Here is a 21,007-nt window from a genome sequence, read left to right as displayed (position 1 = left end):
CTATTTCATTTGGATGACGTGACGCATGACCATGGACGCCCCCCTCGACATGCGCCCCGCCGCGGTCCCGTCAGCTCCGACCAGTGCCCTGCTCACCTCGCCGATCCTGTCGACGCTGCTGACACTTGCGCTTCCCAACGCGATCGCCATGGTCGGCATGACGCTGGTTGCGGTCGCCGAGACCTCCTATATCGGCCGGCTCGGCACCGAGCCGCTCGCGGGAATCGCGCTGGTATTTCCCTTCGTCATGCTGACGCAGATGATGTCGGCGGGCGCGATGGGCGGCGGCGTTTCCTCCGCCATCAGCCGCGCGCTCGGCGCCGGCGACCGCGACCGTGCGGCGACATTGGCCCTGCATGCGGCGATGATCGGCGCCTGCGCCGGGCTCTTTTTCACGGCGATGATGCTGGCCTTCGGCCACGCGTTTTACGCGCTGCTCGGCGGGCGCGGCGGCGTGCTCGAACAGGCCATGCAATATTCGAACGTGCTGTTCTCCGGCGCGATCGCGATCTGGCTGGTCAACACGCTGGCCTCCGTGGTGCGCGGCACCGGCGACATGCGGATTCCATCGGTCACGCTGATCGGCCTCGCGCTGGTGCAGATCGCCGTCGGCGGCGCGCTGGGCCTTGGGCTGTTCGGACTGCCCGGGCTCGGCATGCGTGGCGTTGCCGCAGGCCAGCTCGCCGCCTTTACGCTGGGGGCCATCTTCCTCGTCTGGTACCTCGTCAGCGGCCGCAGCCGGCTGACGCTGAGCTTCAACGGCTTCAAATTCCAGCGCGACATGTTCTTCGACATTCTCAGGGTCGGCGCGGTGTCCTGCCTGTCGCCGCTGCAAACCGTGCTGACGGTGTTGATCTTCACCAAAATCCTGGCCGGCTATGGCACCGAGACACTGGCCGGCTATGGCATGGGCTCGCGGCTGGAGTTTCTGCTGACGCCGATCGCCTTCGCATTCGGCGTCGCCTCGGTGCCGATGGTCGGCATGGCCATTGGCGCGGGCCTCGTGACGCGCGCCCGGCAGGTGGCGTGGACCGCGGGCGTTGCGGCCGGCATTACCGTCGGCGCCATCGGACTGATTGTCGCGGCAAAACCGTCGCTCTGGGTTTCGATGTTCACCGGCGACCCCGGCGTCACCGCCGCCGCCAATGCCTATTTCACCTGGGCAGGCCCGGCCTTCGCGTTTTTCGGGATCGGCGTCAGTCTCTATTTCTCCTCGCAAGGTGCTGCGAAGGTCGGCGGTCCCGTGATGGCCGGCACCGCAAGGTTGCTGATCGTCGGGGGCGGCGGCTGGTGGCTGGCCTCCATGGGCGCGCCGGCATCGACCTTGTTCGCACTGGTCGGCGCCGCGATGGTCGTTTACGGCCTCGGCACGGCGTTGTCGATCCGACTGACTCCCTGGGGCAAATGATAACGGCAAGTTGCACTCAATCCGACGTTGCACAAATCTGATTTGTTGCTATGCAGGCCTGCTTTTTCGTAAGGAATGATTCATGGCTTGCAGAACGGCTTTCATCATCGCGATCTCGGCGGCATTGCTGGCCGCGCCATCCGCCTGCGCGCAAGGCGCCGAGCCGACCGGCGTCTGGCTGACCCAGGCGGGCGATGCCAGGGTGAAAATCAGCAAATGCGGCGGTGGAATTTGCGGCGTGATCGTCGGGCTGAAGGAGCCGGTCGATCAGGCCACCGGCCAGCCTCAAGTCGACGACAAAAATCCCAACCCGGCCCTGAAGCGGCGGCCGATGATCGGCCTTCCCCTGTTCAGCGGCATGAGCCCCAGCGGTCCCAACAAATGGTCGGGCCAGATCTACAATGCCGATGACGGCGGCACCTACGCCAGCAGCGTCTCGGTAACAGGCGCAGATACGCTAAAGGTGGAAGGGTGCGTCGGCGCGCTCTGCGGCGGCGAGAACTGGACGCGCGTGGGGCGGTGAACGAACAAAATTGATACTGCCGCTGCGGCGCGAGCCCCCACCCTAGCTGGGGTGGGGGTGCCGCCGCATATTCGAACTGCAGACGGCGTGCAAATCGTCACCCCCACACTGCCTACGCCGCCATCGCCTTCAGCGCTGACGCCGCCGACGCGTAGCCGCCGCGGGCGCCGTCGATGAAGTGGACGTGATCGCTGCGCATCACCGAGGGGGCGAAGCAGGTCATCATCGCGGCGTCCTGCCGGTGCAGGCCGTAGCGCACGATCTTGCTGGAAGCCGCCTTTGCCAGAAGCTCCGTCAGCGCCCGTTCCAGCTCGACCGTGCAATCGAGGATCATCCGCAAGCCATCGTCATATTTGCGGAAGTCAGAATTCTCCACCACCTGCTGCACGTAGTTCTTCGGCACGAATTTGCCGACCTTGATGCCGAACCGCATCACCACATAGGCCCAGAGCGTGACGGCGAGCACGATGGTGCGTCGCTTAAACAACGGCCCGCCGCGCGCGGCGCGCGCCTCATATTCGACGCCGGCCGGCGGCCAGCGCAGCGGTGGCCCATCCGGCGGCACCGGCCGGCCCGCATCCGGGCTCTGCTCGACCAACTTGATGAGGTCCTCGATCACCTTGCGGAAACGTTGCGGATCGGCGCCCTTGGCCGGCACCACCAGCACCGACAGAATGAGCCCGCGGGAAGAAGGAATTTCCTCGAACCGGCACGACAGCCCGGACAGATCGGGCTGCGTTCCCGGCTTCGCCGGCGGGACCGCGAATTCGCCCCGCTTCATCGCGGCATCCACCCATCCCAGCCCGCCGCCGGAAAACATCGCATAGGACAGATTGGACGACGGCCCGAAGCGGGCGACTTTGATATCGAGGCCCTGCGCGCGAATGTCCCTCACCGGCACCAGCGCTACCCGCATCATCAGATCGAGATCGGCGCTGACCCAGGCCGCGGTCGCCGCCAGTGCCTCGCGCGCGTTCGAAAGATCCGCCGGGGAGATCGCAAAGCTCGCACCATCGCCGCCGAACACGAACGGAAACTCGCGGCCATCAAGCGCATTGGTCACGGCCGCGATCACGGCGGCGCCGGCCATGTTGACCGCCTTGTAGCGCTGATTGGCGATCGCCCTGGTCGATTCGACGATGTCGGCGACACCGACGGTCCAGTCGTCCGGCAACGGCGTATACAGCGCCGGGTCCATCAGGCTGCCGAAGCCGCGAAAGACCGGAATCGCGCCATAGAAAATGTCGGTGCCGTCAGACGTCGTCATGGCGATCTGCGCTACCCCGCGTTCGCACTTTCCTAGCAGATACGGCCGGTCTTGGAATTCGGTTCAAACAGGCGACCGAATGTCCTAACCCTTTGCGATCCCCCGTAGCACCAACTGGTTCAGCCGGTTGGCAAACGCCGCCGGATCTTCCGGCAGTTCGCCGTCGAGGATCTGCGCCTGCTCCAACAGCAGGAACGACAGATCCTTTGATAGATCCTTGGCCGCGTCCTTGTCGCCGGCAATCGCCGCGACCAAGGGATGGCGCATGTTGATCTCGAGGATCGGCTTGGTGGTCGGCCCCTTGTTCTGCATTGCGAGCAGCCGCTCGAGCATGCGGTCCTGTGCTCCGCCGCCGGCGACGAGGCACGACGCGCTCGAGGTCAGCCGCTGCGAGGCGCGCACGTCGGAGACGCGCTCGCCGAGCGCGTCCTTGATCAGCGCGATCGTCGTGGCTTCATCCGCGCCGCCCTCGTCTTTCTTGTCATCGGCCTTTTCATCCAACAGCGGGATCAGTCCGAAATCGATATCGCCCTGGCTTAACGATTTTAGCGGCTTGCCGCCGAAATCGAGCGACGCGGAGGTCCAGAACGCATCGACCGGATCGGTCAGCAGCAGCACCTCGATGCCGCGAGCGGTTGCGGATTCGAGTTTCGGATTCGACTTCAGCCGTTCGACGCTCTCGCCGGTGAGATAATAGATGTCGGTCTGGTTCGGCTTAAGATCCTCGACATATTGCTTGAGCGAACGCTCCTCGCCCTTTGTCGTGGTGAAGCGCGACAATGCGAGCAGTTTCTCGCGGCGCTCAAAGTCCTCCCAGATGCCTTCCTTGATCACAGGGCCGAACGCGTCCCAGATTTTTGCGAACGCTTCGGGCTCCTTTTCGCCGAGGCTTTCCAGCTCCGATATCACGCGGCCGGTAACGGCCTTTCGGATCTGCGCGAGTTGCGGATTGTTCTGCAGCATCTCGCGCGAGATGTTGAGCGGCAGGTCTTCGCTGTCGATCACGCCGCGGATGAAGCGCAGATAGGCCGGCAAGAGATCGGCGTCGTCAGCGATGAAGACGCGGCGGACGTAGAGCTTGACCTTGCCCTTGCGCGCCTGGTCGAACAGGTCGAACGGCTTTGTCGACGGCGCAAACAGCAGCACCGCATAGGATTGCCGGCCTTCGGCGCGATAATGCAGCGTCATCGCCGGTTCGTCGAACGCGCCGGCGACCTGCTGATAGGCCTGCTTGTAGTCCTCCGGCTTGAGCTCCGATTTTGGCCGCTGCCATAGCGCGCTGGCCGAATTGATCTGGCGCGGCTCGCCCTCCTCCGGCACCAGTTCGATCGGAAACTGGATGTTGTCGGACCAGGCGCGGACGACACGTTCGATCTCGTAGGTCTCGAGATATTTTGATGCCTCTTTCTTCAGGTGCAGGACGATCTCGGTGCCGCGGGTGACGCGCGTGGCGTCTTCGTCGCTGGCTTGAGCGATTTCAAATCCGCTGCCGCCGGAGGACGACCAGACGAAGACCTGATCGGAACCGGCGCGGCGGCTGGTAACGACGATGCGCTCGGCGACCATGAACGCCGCATAGAAGCCGACGCCGAACTGGCCGATCAGATTGGCGCCGTCCTTGGCCTCGGTGAGGCGCGAAAGAAACGACTTTGTGCCGGAGCGCGCGATGGTGCCGAGATTGTCGATCAGCTCCTGCCGGTCCATGCCGATGCCGCTGTCGACGACGCTAAGCGCATTGGCCTTCTTGTCCGGCGCGATACGGATCTTGGGCGGCGCGCCGTCGGCAATCAGCTCGGGCGCCGATATCGCCTCATAGCGCAGCTTGTCGCAGGCGTCAGATGCATTCGAGATCAGCTCGCGCAGGAAGATTTCGGTCTCCGAATAGACCGAGTGCACCATCAGGTTCAGAAGCTCGGCGACCTCGGCCTGGAACGGCTGGGATTCGGGGGCAGTGGTGGTGGTCATACGGGGCTCGCAATGCAAACAGGGCAGGACGGGAAGCCCTGATATAACGATGCCATCTGGGGTGGCAAGATTTGCGACGACGCGCCAAAAGCCTGTTTGCCCCCTTACCGCTCGACGAAAGCGCGCTGGAACTGATCCAGGATCGGCTTGAACAGATAGCTGAGCATGGTCCGGCTGCCGGTCTGCATGAACACTTCCGCGGGCATGCCCGAGACGAGCTGCAGCCCGGCGAGCAGCCGGCGCTCCTCTTCCGGCAGCATGATCCGGACCGTGAAATAGGACGTGCCGGTCTGCTGGTCGCGGGTGGTGTCGGGCGAGACGTATGACACCTGACCGATCAATTGCGGCGTCACCCGCTGGTTGAAGGCCGAGAACCGAACGAAAGCCTGCTGGCCCTTGCGCACCTGATCGATATCGTTCGGCTGCAACCGCGCCTCGATCTGAAGATCGTCGGAATCCGGCACCACTTCCATGATGGTGTCGCCGGGGCGAATGACGCCGCCGATGGTGTGCGCGTTGAGCTGATGGATCACGCCCGACGTCGGCGCGCGCATCTCGATGCGCTCGAGCACGTCGCGCGCGGCGACGGCGCGCTCGCTGAGTTCGGCTTCCTTGCCTTGCGCCTCGCCGAGCTCCTTGACGACTTCCGTCCGTACGTCCTGGTCGAGCCTGACCATCTGAAGCTTCGCCTCGTCAACCTTGGTTTTGGTCTCGGCGATCGTGGAGAGCAACTGGCCGCGTTCGCCTTCGATTCTGGCACTCTCGCGCTGCAAGGCCGTGAGCCGCGCGATCGGCACGAGACGCTTGTCGAAGAGCTCCCGCACTCCCGTGAGCTCACCGGTGATCAGCTCCAGTTGCTTGGCCTTGGACGCGACCTGCGCTTCGAGGCCGATGATCTCTTCGCCAAGCTGCGACACCTTGCTCTGCAACAGCTCCCTTTGGCTCTCGCGTGCGGTCACCCGAGCCCTGAACAGCGAGGCTTCGGAGGCCAGCACTGTCTTGACGTTGCCGTCGTCCAGCCGGGTCGATAGTTCGGGCGGTATCGCCGGTTTGGGCAGACCGTCGCGCTCGGCGACCAGCCGCGAGATTTTCGCCCGCACCTCATCGAGCTGCTTGCTCACGACCTGAAGGCTGGCCTGCGCCTGCGTCGAGTCCAGCCGCAGCAAGAGATCGCCGGCGTTGACCCGCATGCCATTATTGACCGCGATCTGTGCGACCACACCGCCGGTCGGATGCTGGATGGTCTTGACGTTGGACTGCACCACCAGATTACCCGGCACCACGACGGCGCCCGACAAGGGCGCGAACGCCATCCACCCACCTGCCAGCCCGCCGACGACGAGCAGCACCCGCAGCCCGGTGCGCAACTCGTTCTCGTAGGCGCGCGCCGCCCGCAGCACGATGCTCTCGCCGGGCGCGGCCGCCACATCCGCCGATGCATCGCGATTGGCAAGGAATGCAACGCCTGCGGTCACGCCGTTGCGGACCACCCGCGTCACCGAACGCCCGCGCGCCACAGCGCCCGCCGGGCGCGGCGGCGCCAATTGGGGAGCCTCGATGCGAGGCGGCTCCCGCCGGTCGTCGATCTGCAAAAGCTCCGGTCTCGACCTCGGCATGTTCATGAGCGACGGATCGTCCGGCGCGATGATCGGGCCGCGCGCCTGCCGTTCATTCGGCCCCGAATTGACCGCCGGGCCGCGGGGGCTGGCCGTCCGTGGCGGCGGCATAAACTGCGGCTCACGCGCCGCGCGTCCACTGCGCGCCGGCGGCGGCTCGGCATCGAGGCTGTCGGACTGCGATCCAAAAGGGCCGAGCCACGCATCGAGCACGCGACTCATCTTGCCCTTTTTCCGCCGCTTCGGCCGGGCCGGACGCCGCGCGCCCGGACGTGGTTCGTCGCGCGGTGGACGCCGCAGCGGCGGCCGCTGCTGCTGATTGTCCTGTTCGAATGCCTGCCGCAATCGCTGCAGTTCGAGAATCAGCGCCTGGCCTTGCGGCGCAGCGGCCTCGGCATCCGTTCCTTCGAACCGGCTCCGCACCACTCTTTCGTCGGCATGGACGTGATCAAAATTCTTCATGACGAAACACTCTCGGCAAGTGATGCGCGCTGCTCTGCCTTGGCCTGCGGCGCGGGCTGCGACGGCGCGCCCTTGCCGTTGGCGTTGCGAACGCGCGCGAACACCTCTTCGCTCGGGCCGAACGCGATCGCCTTGCCCTCATAGAGCACCATCGTCATATCAAGCGCGGAAAGCGCGCTTGGGCGGTGCGAGATGACGACGACGATGGATTTGTTCTGGCGCATGATTGCGATGGCGCGGGTCAAGGCGTTCTCACCGTCGGCATCCAGATTGGCGTTGGGCTCGTCGAGAACGATCAGAAACGGATCGCCGAATACCGCCCGCGCCAGGCCAACGCGCTGCTTCTGTCCCGCGGACAGCGAGATGCCGCCCGCCCCTATTCGCGTCGCATAACCTTCCGGCAGGCGCAGGATGATGTCATGAACGCCGGCGATCTGGGCGGCCTTGAGGATGGCGTCGGAAGTTGCGTGTTCGTCGAAACGGCAGATGTTCTCCGCTACCGTGCCGTCAAACAAGCCGACATCCTGCGGCAGGTAGCCGACGTGCCGGCCGAGATCCTCGTTGCGCCATTGATCGAGGGAGGCGCCGTCAAGCCGCACTGTGCCGCGATGCGCTGGCCAGATTCCAACCAGCGCTTTGGAAAGCGAGGTCTTGCCCGACGCGCTGGCGCCCAGCAGCGCCAGCCCCGCGCCGGCCTTGAGCGAAAACGTCACGCCAGACACGATCGGCATGTCGAAACCGGGCGCTGCCACCGCGAGGTTTTGCACGGACAATTCGCGGCACGGACGCGGCAGCATGACCGGCGGCGCCGGAGGCGGCGCGGTCGCCTTGCAGATGTCGCGCAGACGGGCGAGGCCCTGGCGGGCGGCGGCCAGTTGCTTCCAGGTGCCGAGCGCGATTTCAACCGGTGCGAGCGCGCGCCCCATCAGGATCGACGACGCGATCATGACGCCACCCGACGCCTTGTCGACCACGACGAGATAGGCGCCGATACCGAGCATTCCCGATTGCAGAATGTAGCGCAGCACCTTCGCGGCCGAACCGAGATTGGCATAGACGTCGGTGGCGCGGATGTTTTCCTGCAGGTAGCGCTCGTTGGCCTGCGACCAGCGCGCCGTCAACCGGTCCGTCATGCCGAGCGCGCGGACGATTTCCGCGTTGCGCTGCGTGGCATCCGCCAGCACCTGGCGCTGCGCGTTCATGTCCATCGCCGCCTTGGTCGAATTGCGCGAGATCCGCTCGGTCAGCAAGGTCATCGCAATGATCGCCGCAGTACCCAGCAGCGCCGTGAAGCCGATCGCGGGGTGAAACAGAAACAGCCCGATCAGAAAGACCGGGATCCACGGCATGTCCAGGAATGCCGTCGGCCCCATGCCCGACATGAAGGTGCGCACCTGGTCGAGATCGCGCAGCGGCTGCTGCATCAGGACCGGCTTGGCGCCGCGCAGCGGCAAGGTGGCGAGCGCCGAATGGATCGAGCCTTGCAGGCCGGCATCGAACAGCGTTGCGACCCGGCACAGCATCCGCGACCGCATCGCGTCGAAATATCCCTGCACCAGATAGGCGAACAGCACCATCAGGGACAGGCCGAACAGGGTCGCGAGGTTACGGCTCGGAATCACCCGATCGTACACCTGCAACATATAGAGTGGGCCCGACAGCATCAGGATGTTGATGACGCCGCTGAATACGGCGACGCCGATCATGCGGCGCGCACTGGCGCGCAGCGCATTCGTGACAGGATCGTCGGCGGCCAGCGTCGAACGCAGGCTCGAGACCGCGCGGGGCACTGCCCGCGCCCGGTCCTGCGTCTGCCCCTGAGCGATACTCATTGAACTGCCCTACGACCCGCCCCATCGGGTCTCCCTGCAGGTCTCCTTGACGCGCGATGCGGACCATTTTTCGGCAACAATGCGACGAATGCCGATTGTTCAAGTTCGCTCGTGGGTAGAACGGTGGCAAACGCTCGGTGGTTGCCGAAACGGCGTGCACACCTCCGGCTAAGATGCCGGCACCGAAGACACGGCGCGTCAGACAAGGGCTGCGATGCCCTTGTCGCGCGCGCTTCATTCGCCGATTTTCCCGCACGGCGTGCGTCATGGATTTGTCCGTCTATCACCTTGCTTCGGCGCTCATTGGTCGCTGTGTCGGCCGAATGACGCCATCAAGCTAAATGATCCTTCACCATGCGCGACATCCCGCCCCCTGGCGGATGGCCGCGCCTATGCGTCAATGGATTCGACTGGACAGCAGGGGACGAACAATGGCTCGCTTGGCTCACGGGGATCAGCCCGACGCTGATCTCGATCTTCCGATCGATGAAGTCGCCAGCCCGCCAGTCGCTCCGGCTTCCCCGTCCACGACACCGCCCGATGAAACGCCGCCGGCCAGCCAAACGACGTCACGGCCTGTCGGTTCGAATTTTTCCGACCTCGGCTCAACCTTCAACGGCATGGCTCGGGCGCCAGTGGATGTCCCGCAGCAAAGCGCACTCGGCAACGGCACCCAACCAGCCGGCAGCATCGCAAGCCACACGAACGATCTCACCGCGGTGCAGAACAATCTGCTGGCCGAGCTCAATACAGGCCAGTTTTCCGGCGCCGCGCTCGGCCATGTTCAGGCGATCCTGTCCGACATCACCAGCGCCATTTCGGCGGCCAACGCCTCGGTGAGCGCGGGAGGCGCGTTCGGCAACGCCGCCGGCGCAGAACAAGCGCTTCGCGTCAGCCAACTCAGCGTCATCAATGCCGTCAGTACCGATCCCGTGCTGGCTAATCCGGCGCCGCCCGCGCCGCTGCCCACTGCCCCCGCCGCCACGGCGCCTCACAATCTCGCGGAGATCGGCGCGATCTTCGAGGACGTGGCCAGTCAGATCCTTGGCGGGGTCAATGACGGTAACCGGGCGCAGATCACCGATGATATCAACGCCGTGATATCGGACATGCAGGCGCTGATGACCGCCAACCCGGAGCTGTTCGACGGCCTGACTGGCGTCCATGCCGATGAGATCGTGCAGCAACTCCAACTCGAGCTCGTCTACATCAACGACCCCGGGATAAGCCCCAATGCGGCACAGGCCAGCGCCGACAACATCCTCGACATCATCGACATCATCCAGAGCGATGCCAATCTGGCTGATATGGCAACGCAAGACGGCATCGGCGGCCTTACGCCGCTTCCGGATGACACCTCGCCGGCTCCGAAATATCTCGACAATGATGTGCAGACGGCGTTCGTGGCCAATTTCATTGCGCGGTCCAATTCGCTTGGAAAGCAAGCCGTCGACATCGTGGGAAGCCAAGACAGCGAGGCGATCGCCGCGCTGATCGGCGATCTCAGGGCATTCGAGAAGAGCGTCACCGATTTCGACGCGGACCTGGGCGGCATCCTCGGCGCCGAGATTGCCGCAATGATCAAGGGATTGCAGACCGGCAACGCGACGCTGGTCGTCGCTGCCGCGGACCAGATGCACGGCAATGCGGCCGATGTCGGCGGCAACAATACCCCTGTTACCGGCGGCACCTACAATCCAGACGGCTTGACGGTCGCCGAGGTACTGGGGACGCCGGTCGTGGAGACGCCGGTCGCCGAAACGCCGCCGGCGCTGGCCGCGGTAGCCACATCGGACGTGCAACAAGTCGCAGCTCCCGCCATCAGCGGCGAGCCGGTGATGTTTGCGGCTGCCGACGTGGAGATCGGGGGGGCGGACCAAGCCAATTCGGACATGCCCGAATTGGCACATCATTTACATCATATGTGGGGATAGCGGCGCGCGGCGCGACCTCCGGCGCCCCCGACACGTCGGGGACGCTGGAGGCCGATACATCAAACAAGAAGCGCGTTCGCCGATCCGGCTCACGCGGCGGGCGCAAAAGAGCGCTTCACCGGCCAGTGCCCGCAAAGAACGATCTTGGACGATGGCCTCACCGACGGCTTTGAGGACCATCACTAGTACGGCAGCGACATCGGCGGTTGGCGGGATCGGCGCCAACAGTTGCTGTTCGGTAAGTGAAGTAGCGGGGCGTATGTGTGAGGCAGCGTAAGACGGACTATGGGACCATCATTCTACACTGGACGTTCGTGGCCGCATTCGTCGTTGCGCTCGTCACCGGCTTACGCATTGCGACGGAAACGCCCGACCGGACCTGGATCAACTGGTTCGACGCCGTGCTGCCGCGCGACAGCGTATGGATCGCCCATATGCAGGCGGCCGTCGTCCTGGTCGCCGTGGCGATCGGCTACGTCGTCTACATGCTCCGCTCCGGCCTCGGACGCCGCGTCCAGCTCGACAAGGTTCGCCTGCGCGGCTTGTTCGGCCGCGGACAGGCCAGATTGAGCGCCGTGATTGCCCTGATGTACTGGATTTTCTTCGTCACGATGTTCGGTTTGCTGGTCAGCGGCGGCGCGCTCTATTTCGGCTTCTACTCTGGCTACGACGTGGCGATGCTGCATTGGGTGGGGACCTGGGTGATCCTCGCCTTTGTCGCCCTTCATGTCCTGACCCAATACAAAAGCGGCGGCATCTCGCAACTGCTGCGTATTTTTCGTCCCGCTCCGCTGCCGGCGCCGCCGCCGCGGCTCGATGCCGTCGAGCTCTTGGGACTGCTGGCCGAGCGATCGGCGCGGGCGCCGGAACCCGAAGACCCACCGCCTGAGGTTGCATCGCATCCACTGCAGCCCGGCGCAGAGGCGCGCCGCGATCGGACGCGTGAGCCGGATCCGGCGCCACGATCCCATGCCGGGCCTTCGAGATCGCGAAACCCGACGCTGCAGGCCAATCCGTTCCTCGTGGCGGCCGCCGCTGCGATCACTGGCGCTTCGCTCCTCGTGGCTACCGATCGGCTGGCGGTGGACGGTGTTCAGATTCGCCGCATCAATCCCGCCGACGCGCCGGCCCTCGACGGCGACACGTCCGATCGGGCCTGGCGCGGCGTCAGGCCGTTCTCGCTATTGACCGGAGAAGGCGGAAATTTCGACGGCAAGGGCGAGACCAGAATCGAAATTCGCGCGGTGCATGACGGCACCTATGCCTATTTCCTCTTCACCTGGGAAGATTCGACGCGCTCGCTAAAACACCTGCCGCTCGTCAAGCAGGCCGATGGATGGCACCTGCTTCATTCCGGCTTTCAGCTTGGCGACGAGCATCAGTACAACGAAGACAAGTTTTCGGTGCTGCTGACCACGTCGGATGTCACGCTGGCGGGCGGGCGAACCTTTCATCCCGGGCCGCAGCCGGTCGCCGGCGCGCCTGCCACCATGAGCGGCCGCGGACTGCATTACACGGCATCCGGCTATGCCGATGTCTGGCAGTGGAAGGCCACGAGCGGCGCGACCGGATGGATGGACGATACGCATTTCGGGCCGCCGCTCGACCCGACCCCGATGCAGGCGGCAAACGTCGTTCCGTACAAGGGCGGCTTCGCGCCCGACCCGGGCACGGCAAACTACCGGGACAATTTCACCGTCGAGGCCGACACGTCAGGCGGTCCACGCCGCAGCCGGCTGATCGCTCCGCTGCGCCTGCCCAAAGTCGTCGCCGACACGACGAACGCGATGGGGGATATCGACCTCGATCCCAATCACGGCGAAAGCGACGGCGCGCGATGGTTCATGACCGAGCAGGATTCCGTGCCGTATTCGACCAACGTCGACGCCCGCATCCCGACGGGGACCGTGATCCCGGGCGTCATCCTGGGCGGCGAATTTTCAGGCGACCGCGCCGACATCAGAAGCGCAGCCCGCTGGGCTTCCGGCCATTGGGCGCTCGAGGTGAAGCGTCGGCTCGACACCACAAGCCAGTTCGACGTGCCGATCAAGACCGGCATCTTCATGCGGGTCGCCGCTTTCGACCACAGCCAGATCAGACATACACGGCACGTCCGTCCTATTCGTATCGAGGTGGAATAAATGTCAAGGATTTGCAAAGTCACTGTTAACAACGAGCCGTATTTGGCCAATCGCGGCGAGCTTCTGCTCGACTGGGCGTTGATGAACGGGGTCGATCTTCCGCATGATTGCCGTTCCGGAATTTGCGGCGCCTGCCGCGTGCGGCTCGTCGACGGCCAGGTATTCGGCGGCCATAGCCGGGGCGACGACATGATCCATGCCTGCCAGGCCAGAATCGTTTCCGATCTCGAAATTGCGATCGAGGCGGCTCCCGAGCCGGTGGCGCTGTCGGCGGAAGTGGCGCAGACCGTTCAGCTCGCGCCCGACGTGGTGGGTGTCGACATCGAGCTGCCGAAGCCGCTCGACTATCTTCCCGGCCAGTACTGCAAGCTGCAGTTTCAGGGATTCCCGTCAAGGTCCTACAGCCCGACCTATCCGCTGGAAGGCCGGCCCCACGATCGCATCCTGCACTTTCATATCCGAAAGGTCGCAGACGGGCTGGTATCCTCGGCACTCGGCCACGACATCCGCGCCGGACATCGCATCAAGCTGATGGGGCCGTACGGTCGCGCCTTTTTCAGGCAAGGCCATGCCGGGCGCATCGTTCTCGTCGCCAGCGGCACCGGTTTCGCCCCGATGTGGTCGGTCGCGGTCGCCGCGATCATGGAGCAGCCGCAGCGCGAAATGGTCTTCGTGGTGGCGGCCCGGAGCATCCGTTCGCTCTACATGCATGCGGCGCTATGCCGGCTGGCGCTGTTTCCCAATGTCACGCTGATTCCGATGGTATCGGAGCCGCAAAATATCTCGCATGCCGTTCGTAGCGGTCGGCCGACCGATCATTTGCCAAAACTCACGCCGGATGACGTGGTCTACACCGCGGGCGCGCCGGCCATGACCGATGCGGTGGCACGGATTGCAAAGGCTGCGGGCGCGCGATGCTACACCGATCCCTTCGTACAAGAGCCGCGGAAGGTGGAGCAGGCCGGCCTGATGTCGCGCCTCACCGGCTGGCTCAGCGAGCCGAAGGGCGCCATCCCGTTGCAGTCGGCGCAACGCGAGGCGCCGATGCCCCGCGGTGTGTCCGCGGTTGGCGCGGGTAACCGCTAGCCGATGCCTGCGATGGCTGCGATATATCGCTGAACGGACATTTCGAACGCCGCCTTGGCATTGCCTTCGATGTTGCGGCCCCACCACGCGCCATAGATGCGGTCGAATGCCAGCGGCTCGACCGCGCGCGCGAGCCGGCGCACGGCTGCGGCATTGAGCGGGATGTAATTCGGATAGCTGTACATGAAACTGAGGGAGCGGCGATCCATCGCCACCATGGCGACATCACCGGTGAGCAGCGCACCACGGCCCTCCGCGCCAGCGCGCCAATGCAGGACCGTGGCACCTGCAAAATGTCCGCCGGTTCGTACCAGCAGGATATCGTCCGAGAGCCGGAGGCTGTCGCCGGTCCATGGCACGATTGTCCGGTGCGGCCGCGTGACGAAAGCGCGGTCGTCGCCGTGCAGGTAGACCGGCACGCCGCCGAACGCCTCGCTCCAGTCGGCGACCGCGCCATAGTAGTGCGGGTGCGAGACGGCAATCGCCTTCAGGCCTCCGAGCGAACCGACGTAGTCGATCGCCTCGGGCGTGGCTAACGGCACGCAATCCCACATCACGCAGCCATCCGCCTCGCGCACGAGTAGCGCGCGCTGTCCGATCGCAAAACTCGGCTTGAGTCCGATACCGGGAATGCCGAGATCATCACGCCAGACGAGCGTGTGATGTTGCGCCAATTCCTCGCGCGTGAGCCACGCCTGTCCCTTCCAGTTCACAAATTGCCGTTCGTCCTCGCAGACCGGACACGCGGCCGGTGGGTCGGCACTTTCGGGAAACTGGGCGCCACATTGTTCGCAGGTCCATAGCGGCATCGGCATCACTCCTGTCGGAAGGAGTGGTAACGCATAACGGCAGGGCCAGCCAATGCGAAGCGCGGATCAACATTTAGTAACCGATCGCCGCCCCGTCGCTGCGCGGGTCCGAACCGCCGCTCAGCACGCCGTTCCGCCGGTCGATCGTGATGCCATGCGCATGGCCGGCCATTTCGTTCCAGGCGTCCCAGCGGTTGATGGTGTGGCCGCGCTGTGCGAGCGCATCGATCGTATCTATAGGGAACCGCCCTTCGATATGCAGCGTGTCGCGCGCCTCGCCGAGCGCGAAGCGGCCGGAGAGAAATCGCGGCATCTCGATCGCTTCCTGGATATCGAATCCGAAATCGATCATGGCGGAACAAAGCTGGAGCTGAATTTGCGGCTGGCCATCCGCGCCCATGCAGCCGAGCACGCTCCAGAGCTTGCCGTCGCGTTTGGCCATCGAGGCGATCAGCGTATGCAGCGGGATCTTGCCGGGCTCGAGGCGATTGGGATGATTGCGGTCCAGCGTGAAATACGCGCCGCGATTTTGCAGGATGACGCCGGTGTTTCCCGCGACCACGCAGGCGCCGAACGCGCCATACAGGCTTTGAATCAGCGACGCTGCGTTGCCGTCACGATCGACAACGGCGACATAGACTGTGTCGCCGGCAAGGCTGCCGAAGGATGGGACCATGTCCCATTTCAATGCCGACCTCCCGTCGATCAGCCGGCCGCGCAGGTGCGCGTATTCCTTCGATATCAGCCGCTCGACCGGCACCTCGACAAAGGAGGGATCAGCGAGCGTCTGATCGCGGTCGTGATAGGCAATCTGCTTGGCCTGTACCATGAGATGCACATGGTCGGGCCCGAGAAAATCCTTTCGATGCAGTTCGTGCGGCTCGAGGAGGTTGAGCATCTCGAGCACGGTAAAGCCCTGCGTCGGCGGCGGCGTGTTGAAGACGGTGACGTCGCGGTAGCCGCCAGCAAGCGGCTCGCCCCAGATCGCCTTCTGCCGGCCGAAATCGGCCAGCCGAAACAGGCCGCCTTTCTCTTCCGAAAAGCGCGCCACTTCAGCCGCGACATCCCCTTGATAAAAGCCCGACCACCCACCATCCGCGATCGATTGAAGCGTGCGGGCAAGGTTTGCATTGGTGAGCTTTGCGCCTGGCCGCGCTGCCGTGCCTTGCGGAAAGAACAGCGCGGCGGCCTCGCGATCCCCAAGCAGATCATCGCGCATCATCTCGATAAAGCTGGCAAGGCGGCCGGTGACCGGAAAGCCGTCGCGGGCATAGCCGATGGCGCTCTCGAGCACGCGCCGCAGAGGCAATCGCCCATGGACATGGTGCGCCTCGATCCAGCTCGCCACTGCGCCCGGCACCGTGAGCGTCGCCGGCACGATTCCCCGCAGCGGGATTTCCTTCAACCCTCGCTGTTCGATCGACGAAAGCGTAGCAGTGGCTGCCGCCTTGCCGCCGCCATTGAGGTAGCGGATCTCGCCGCTGGCACCATCGTGAATGAGCCAGAACGCGTCCCCGCCGAGACCGGTCATGTGCGGATAGACGACGGCGAGCACGGCGCTCGTCGCAATCGCGGCATCGATGGCGGAGCCGCCGGCGCGGAGCGCGTCGATGCCGGCAGCAGAAGCCAGCGAATGCGGCGACGTCACCATGCCGTTCGACGCAAGCGTCACCGGCCGGCCGGTACGAATGTCCAATTCAGGCCCCTGGAATATGCCGAGCCGTCAGACGCGAATTCGCCTGATCATGTACCTGCGATTCATGGTCAGGTCTCCTTGCTTGATGAAAAGAAACAGCAAACCTGCGCACGTCAGCCGCAGCATGAACCCTTGTCGCGGTTGTCCCGGCTCGCAGCGTTCCGGTCGGGCGGCAGGTCCATCGCCGGATTCTCGGCAAAGAAGCCGTTCGGCTTTAGCGTGAAGCCGACATATTCGACCGGCATCACCGGAAAATCCTCGGGCCTGCAGACATGCGTCGCCCCAAAACTGTGCCAGACCACGATATCCTGGTTTTCGATGGTGCGGTTCTGGGCGATATATTTCGGCAGACCGTCGCCGCCGGCATGCTGGTTCGGAAATTCGCCGCTCGCGTATCGCTCGTCGGGCGCATAGCGCGTCACCCAGACGTGCTTGGTTGCAAATCCGCCGCGCGAGGTCATGTAACAGCCCTCTTGCGCCAGCATCGCGGGCGCACTGTGCGCTATCAGCTTGTACGATGTCGGACCGCCGACGCTATTCGTTTTGTTGGGGTTGCTGATCTTCCAGTACCGCCCGGTCCGCCCATCGGCTTCTCGGGCCGCGTCGCGCTCGCGCGAGAGCGTTCGGGCCGTGACATCGAACACGTTGCCGTATGGGTTGTCCGTACCCCACGGCCGCGGGCGGAACTCGTGCTCGGTGACGGTGTTGCCTTCGCCATCGAGCATCATGTGCAGGCGGGCATTGAAGAAGTGCTGATGGGTCGGGCCGCCGAGATACTCGGCGACCATGCCGCCCCACGGGTAGTCCTTGCCTGCGGCAATCGCTGCGGTCTGGATGATGCCGGTCAGTTTGACTTCGAGCTGGATCGTGCCGTCCTGATAAAAATACCAGAAGAAGCCGTAGTCGTAGTTTCCGACTGTGGTGAAGAAAGAGATGACGAGGCGGCGCGACCGCCGCACCTCGAACGTCTCGTTGCGGAACTCGTAATGCTTCCAGAGGATCCCGTAATCCTCCTCATGCAGGCAGATCGCGTTCTTCATGATGCCGGGCTTGCCGTAGTCGTCGGCGACCGGCACGTCGAAATAATTGATATGGCCGAGGCAATCGCAGCCGAGCTCGAGCGCGTTGGCGAGCTTGCCCAGCCCATACTCGCCGGCATCGAAGGCGCATTTCCAGAAATGGTTCGCGGTCGGATCGGCATAGGGCACGATCATGTCGGTGACGCTGGCTCGATAAATGATCGGCCGTTCGCGCGCACCATCGCGGAACGATATCTGGTGCAACACCAGGCCCTCGCGCGCGGTCCAGCCGACGCGGAACGACCAGTTCTGCCAACCGACCTTCCAGCCCTCGACTGTAAAGCTCGGGCCGTCCTTCTGCACGATGTCGAGCGGCTTGACGTCCTTGCGCGTTTGCGGGATCGACGCCCGGTCGTAGTTGCGCGACGTTTTCGGGATCGGGATGATGTCGGGCTCGTCGACCAGATGGACGATCCTGTTCTCGATCAGGTCGACCAGCGCGACCACGCCCTCGATCGGATGCGCATAGCCGTTGTCCTTGAGATCCCTGCGCCAATAGGACACGGCGCTGACCAGCCTGCGGCCCTTCTCCACCTCGCGGTCGAAATAGCCGGCCGAGAACGGATCGACCTGAACCAGCTCGATGTCCTTGTCATCGAGGCCGCGCCGCTTCATCGCGCGCCGCCAGTCCGCGTCGGCCTTGACGATGTCGCCGACCTTGAACACTTCCTCGATGGTGATCGGCGGCTGGCCGTAAGGATGGGCCTTGGTCGAATACTCCCGCCAAGCGGTTACCGACTTCGATGCGAGGTCCACCGTGGCGACGTGCGTCGCGCCGGTCTTGCTGTCGAACAGGGTGGCGGCGGCCCGCCGTGGCAGCACAACGCCCGGCTCCCAGCCGAGGACGTCGGACTTGGCCGGCTCTTCGAGCTGAACATGGGTAAATCGCGCGTGCGGGCCGAGTCGCTTTTCTTTCTTCAAGATTTCGGACGCCAGTGCGACTTCGGCCTCGCTGAGCGGGTCGAGCGGGTGATCGGCATCTGTGCCGACAGATGGCTTTGTAGGTATCATATCGGACCGAATTCCCATGGACCGGTCGCAGGTTACAGCGGTCCGAGACGGCGTGTCTTGAATGAACCTGCCACGTCCGGCGCTGGTTCGGCCCTTGCCAGAGCCACCAATCCTGCGCGACGCTGGGGGTTCATCAACCGGATGTCGTCACGCGATGCCGATCAGCGTCTCCACCGACCCGATCCGTCCGACGGAGCGTCAGGCCTTCTGGACCGAGGCGATCTGCCGGTCTTTTGCCAATATCGAGACCAAGCCGCTCGGCTCCACCGTCGTCAGCGGCCACTTCGAGTTCGTCGAGATCGGCGATGCCAAGCTCGTGCGCTTCGACAGCAGCCCGCAATGCTACACCCGCGATGCCAGGCTGGTGAGCCGGGCCGGCTCGGACGAATTCATGTTCGACTTCCAGCGGCGCGGGCGCAGCGCGATGGTGCAAGCCGGCAACGAGGGCACGATCGATCCGGGGTATGGCGTGCTCTATGACGCGCGGCGTCCGTTCGAGGATCGGCTGTTCGGCCCCGAACAGCGCGCGGAACTGCTGATCGCAACGGTCCCCGCCGCGCCGCTGTTGCGGTGCATTCCCGGCGCGGAGCGATTGTGCGCCAAGCCTGTACCGCTATCCGGGACTGTTGCGCGTTCGATCGCAGCGATGGTTCGCAACGCGATTTCCTTGCCCGATCCGCCAGGACGACAAGATGAGCCAGATATCGTTGCCTTCCTGTCGGCTCTGCTGCGTCTTGCCGCAGGCGCTGGCCATCAACTCACCCGTCCCAACCTGTTCCGCCTGATCGACACCTATCTGAGGGCCAATATCGTCGCCGTCCGGCCAGTGCCGGCGCTCGCCGCCGAGTTCGGCATCTCGGAGCGGACCTTCCATCGCATCTTCGCCGACCGCGAGACCACGTTCGAACGGCATGTCCTTCATCTGCGGGTCGAAATGCTGCGCAACCTGCTGCGGCAGGCTTCGCTGGCCAACATTTCGATCGCGAGATTGGCGCATCAGTGCGGGTTTGCCGATGCCGCTCACGCTGCACGCGCGTTCAAAAACAAACATGGCACCACGCCGCGGGATTTTCGCGCAAGCGTGCCGGTTCGGTTCTAGGCAGGCGTACCGGTTCTAGGATGCGGCCACCGCCTGGTTTGCTTCGTAATAGCTGCGATACCAGGCTGCGAACCTCTGGATGCCGTCCTCGATCGGGGTTGCCGGGCGAAAGCCCACGTCGCGCACGAGGTCATCAACATCGGCATAGGTGGTCGGCACGTCGCCCGGCTGCATCGGCAGCAGTTCCTTGTTGGCCTTGCGTCCCAGCTCACGCTCGAGGATGTCGAGTACGAGCATCAATTCCTGCGGCTTGTTGTTGCCGACATTGTAGATGCGCCAAGGGGCGATGCTCGATCCCGGGTCCTGAATTCCGTCCAGCCCGGGCCCGGGCTGCCCGACCTGCGGCGCGCGATCGATCAGGCGGACCAGAGCCTCTGTCACGTCGTCAATATAGGTGAAGTCGCGAAGCATCCGGCCGCCATTGAACAGCTTGACCGGATCGCCGCGGACAATCGCGTCCGCAAACACGAACAGCGCCATATCGGGCCGATACCACGGGCCGTACACCGTGAAGAAGCGCAATCCGGTGCACGGGATTCCGTAAAGATGGCTGTACGAATGAGCCATCAATTCATTGGCCTTCTTGCTCGCGGCATAAAGGCTGATCGGATGATCGACATTGTCATGCACCGAGAAGGGCAACTTCCTGTTTGCCCCGTACACAGACGACGAAGATGCGAACAACAAATGGCGGCAGCCATGGTGCCGGCATCCCTCCAGGACATTGGTGAAGCCGACCAGATTGGCGTCGACATAAGCGTGCGGATCCTGCAGCGAGTAGCGCACACCTGCTTGCGCGGCCAGATGAATGACGACGGGAAACCGATGGCGCGCGAACAGCGCCGGTATCGCGACGCGATCCGCCACGTCCAGCTCTTCAAACTGAAAACGCGGATCGTTGCGCAGGATCGCGAGCCGGGCCGCCTTCAGTTGCGGATCGTAGTATGAATTGAGGTTGTCGAGCCCGACCACGCGATGGCCCGACTGCAGCAACCGTTGCGCCACGTGAAATCCGATGAAGCCCGCGGCTCCCGTTACCAGAATTGCCTGATCCGGCATCATGCGTGCATCCTCCACTA

At 64.2% G+C, this 21,007-nt stretch carries 14 protein-coding genes; 6 read left to right on the top strand and 8 right to left on the bottom strand.

Annotation, left to right across the window (positions count from 1 at the left end; all coding sequences use genetic code 11):
- Nucleotides 1-25 precede the first annotated feature (25 nt).
- Nucleotides 26-1,408 carry an MATE family efflux transporter gene (locus tag V1273_RS05370; protein WP_334383722.1) on the top strand — a complete coding sequence of 461 codons (1,383 nt, stop codon included), beginning with the start codon at nucleotides 26-28 and terminating at the stop codon, nucleotides 1,406-1,408.
- Between the two features lie 82 nt (nucleotides 1,409-1,490).
- A complete protein-coding gene (locus V1273_RS05365) occupies nucleotides 1,491-1,931 on the top strand; it encodes a DUF2147 domain-containing protein (RefSeq protein ID WP_334408948.1) in 441 nt (146 codons plus the stop codon).
- 112 nt (nucleotides 1,932-2,043) lie between these two features.
- On the opposite strand, the gene V1273_RS05360 is transcribed toward V1273_RS05365, so the two are convergent.
- From V1273_RS05360 to V1273_RS05345, 4 genes are all read right to left on the bottom strand, one after another.
- Nucleotides 2,044-3,198, bottom strand: a complete 1,155-nt coding sequence (locus tag V1273_RS05360) for a DUF3095 domain-containing protein (protein ID WP_334408947.1) — start codon at nucleotides 3,196-3,198, stop codon at nucleotides 2,044-2,046.
- Between the two features lie 84 nt (nucleotides 3,199-3,282).
- Nucleotides 3,283-5,163, bottom strand: a complete 1,881-nt coding sequence (gene htpG, locus V1273_RS05355) for a molecular chaperone HtpG (protein WP_334408946.1) — start codon at nucleotides 5,161-5,163, stop codon at nucleotides 3,283-3,285.
- A 104-nt stretch (nucleotides 5,164-5,267) separates the two neighbouring features.
- Nucleotides 5,268-7,241, bottom strand: coding sequence for an HlyD family type I secretion periplasmic adaptor subunit (locus tag V1273_RS05350; RefSeq protein ID WP_334408945.1), 1,974 nt, complete (start codon nucleotides 7,239-7,241; stop codon nucleotides 5,268-5,270).
- Entirely contained in the window at nucleotides 7,238-8,947 is a 1,710-nt protein-coding gene (locus V1273_RS05345; RefSeq protein WP_334412176.1) for a type I secretion system permease/ATPase, read from the bottom strand. The genes V1273_RS05350 and V1273_RS05345 overlap by 4 nt, the downstream gene beginning before the upstream one ends.
- Nucleotides 8,948-9,504: 557 nt before the next feature.
- On the opposite strand from V1273_RS05345, the gene V1273_RS05340 reads away from it, so the two are divergent.
- From V1273_RS05340 to V1273_RS05330, 3 genes are all read left to right on the top strand, one after another.
- Nucleotides 9,505-11,007, top strand: a complete 1,503-nt coding sequence (locus V1273_RS05340) for a hypothetical protein (protein ID WP_334408944.1) — start codon at nucleotides 9,505-9,507, stop codon at nucleotides 11,005-11,007.
- 263 nt (nucleotides 11,008-11,270) lie between these two features.
- The gene (locus V1273_RS05335; protein WP_334383726.1) at nucleotides 11,271-13,148 is read left to right on the top strand and encodes an ethylbenzene dehydrogenase-related protein; all 1,878 of its coding nucleotides are present in this window, start codon (nucleotides 11,271-11,273) and stop codon (nucleotides 13,146-13,148) included.
- Nucleotides 13,149-14,234, top strand: coding sequence for a 2Fe-2S iron-sulfur cluster-binding protein (locus tag V1273_RS05330; protein ID WP_334408943.1), 1,086 nt, complete (start codon nucleotides 13,149-13,151; stop codon nucleotides 14,232-14,234).
- Here V1273_RS05330 and V1273_RS05325 read toward each other — a convergent pair.
- The 3 genes from V1273_RS05325 to V1273_RS05315 all read right to left on the bottom strand — a co-directional run bounded on the left by V1273_RS05325 (nucleotide 14,231) and on the right by V1273_RS05315 (nucleotide 18,829).
- Nucleotides 14,231-15,043, bottom strand: coding sequence for an MBL fold metallo-hydrolase (locus tag V1273_RS05325; protein WP_334408942.1), 813 nt, complete (start codon nucleotides 15,041-15,043; stop codon nucleotides 14,231-14,233). The genes V1273_RS05330 and V1273_RS05325 overlap by 4 nt on opposite strands.
- 73 nt (nucleotides 15,044-15,116) lie before the next feature.
- Nucleotides 15,117-16,739, bottom strand: coding sequence for a gamma-glutamyltransferase (ggt, locus tag V1273_RS05320; RefSeq protein ID WP_334408941.1), 1,623 nt, complete (start codon nucleotides 16,737-16,739; stop codon nucleotides 15,117-15,119).
- Nucleotides 16,740-16,852: 113 nt separating this feature from the next.
- A complete protein-coding gene (locus V1273_RS05315) occupies nucleotides 16,853-18,829 on the bottom strand; it encodes a primary-amine oxidase (protein WP_334408940.1) in 1,977 nt (658 codons plus the stop codon).
- Nucleotides 18,830-18,983: 154 nt separating this feature from the next.
- Here V1273_RS05315 and V1273_RS05310 point away from each other — a divergent pair, with 154 nt between their 5' ends.
- Nucleotides 18,984-19,928: a helix-turn-helix domain-containing protein gene (locus V1273_RS05310; RefSeq protein WP_334408938.1), complete on the top strand. Its 945-nt coding sequence runs from the start codon at nucleotides 18,984-18,986 to the stop codon at nucleotides 19,926-19,928.
- Nucleotides 19,929-19,943: 15 nt separating this feature from the next.
- Here V1273_RS05310 and V1273_RS05305 read toward each other — a convergent pair whose 3' ends face one another.
- Nucleotides 19,944-20,987, bottom strand: a complete 1,044-nt coding sequence (locus V1273_RS05305) for an NAD-dependent epimerase (protein ID WP_334412175.1) — start codon at nucleotides 20,985-20,987, stop codon at nucleotides 19,944-19,946.
- Nucleotides 20,988-21,007: the final 20 nt, after the last annotated feature.

Source organism: Bradyrhizobium sp. AZCC 1721, from assembly GCF_036924715.1.
In the GTDB taxonomy this organism is placed as follows: domain Bacteria; phylum Pseudomonadota; class Alphaproteobacteria; order Rhizobiales; family Xanthobacteraceae; genus Bradyrhizobium.
The sequence above is the reverse complement of the archived record's forward strand: the minus strand, read 5'-3'. Positions and strand labels throughout refer to the sequence as shown.

Coding starts and splice junctions, on each gene's coding strand:
- V1273_RS05370 (WP_334383722.1), top strand. CDS start 26: ATGACCATGGACGCCCCCCTCGACATGCGCCCCGCCGCGGTCCCGTCA.
- V1273_RS05365 (WP_334408948.1), top strand. CDS start 1,491: ATGGCTTGCAGAACGGCTTTCATCATCGCGATCTCGGCGGCATTGCTG.
- V1273_RS05360 (WP_334408947.1), bottom strand. CDS start 3,198: ATGACGACGTCTGACGGCACCGACATTTTCTATGGCGCGATTCCGGTC.
- htpG (WP_334408946.1), bottom strand. CDS start 5,163: ATGACCACCACCACTGCCCCCGAATCCCAGCCGTTCCAGGCCGAGGTC.
- V1273_RS05350 (WP_334408945.1), bottom strand. CDS start 7,241: ATGAAGAATTTTGATCACGTCCATGCCGACGAAAGAGTGGTGCGGAGC.
- V1273_RS05345 (WP_334412176.1), bottom strand. CDS start 8,947: ATGATCGGCGTCGCCGTATTCAGCGGCGTCATCAACATCCTGATGCTG.
- V1273_RS05340 (WP_334408944.1), top strand. CDS start 9,505: ATGGCTCGCTTGGCTCACGGGGATCAGCCCGACGCTGATCTCGATCTT.
- V1273_RS05330 (WP_334408943.1), top strand. CDS start 13,149: ATGTCAAGGATTTGCAAAGTCACTGTTAACAACGAGCCGTATTTGGCC.
- V1273_RS05325 (WP_334408942.1), bottom strand. CDS start 15,043: ATGCCGCTATGGACCTGCGAACAATGTGGCGCCCAGTTTCCCGAAAGT.
- V1273_RS05315 (WP_334408940.1), bottom strand. CDS start 18,829: ATGATACCTACAAAGCCATCTGTCGGCACAGATGCCGATCACCCGCTC.
- V1273_RS05310 (WP_334408938.1), top strand. CDS start 18,984: ATGCCGATCAGCGTCTCCACCGACCCGATCCGTCCGACGGAGCGTCAG.
- V1273_RS05305 (WP_334412175.1), bottom strand. CDS start 20,987: ATGCCGGATCAGGCAATTCTGGTAACGGGAGCCGCGGGCTTCATCGGA.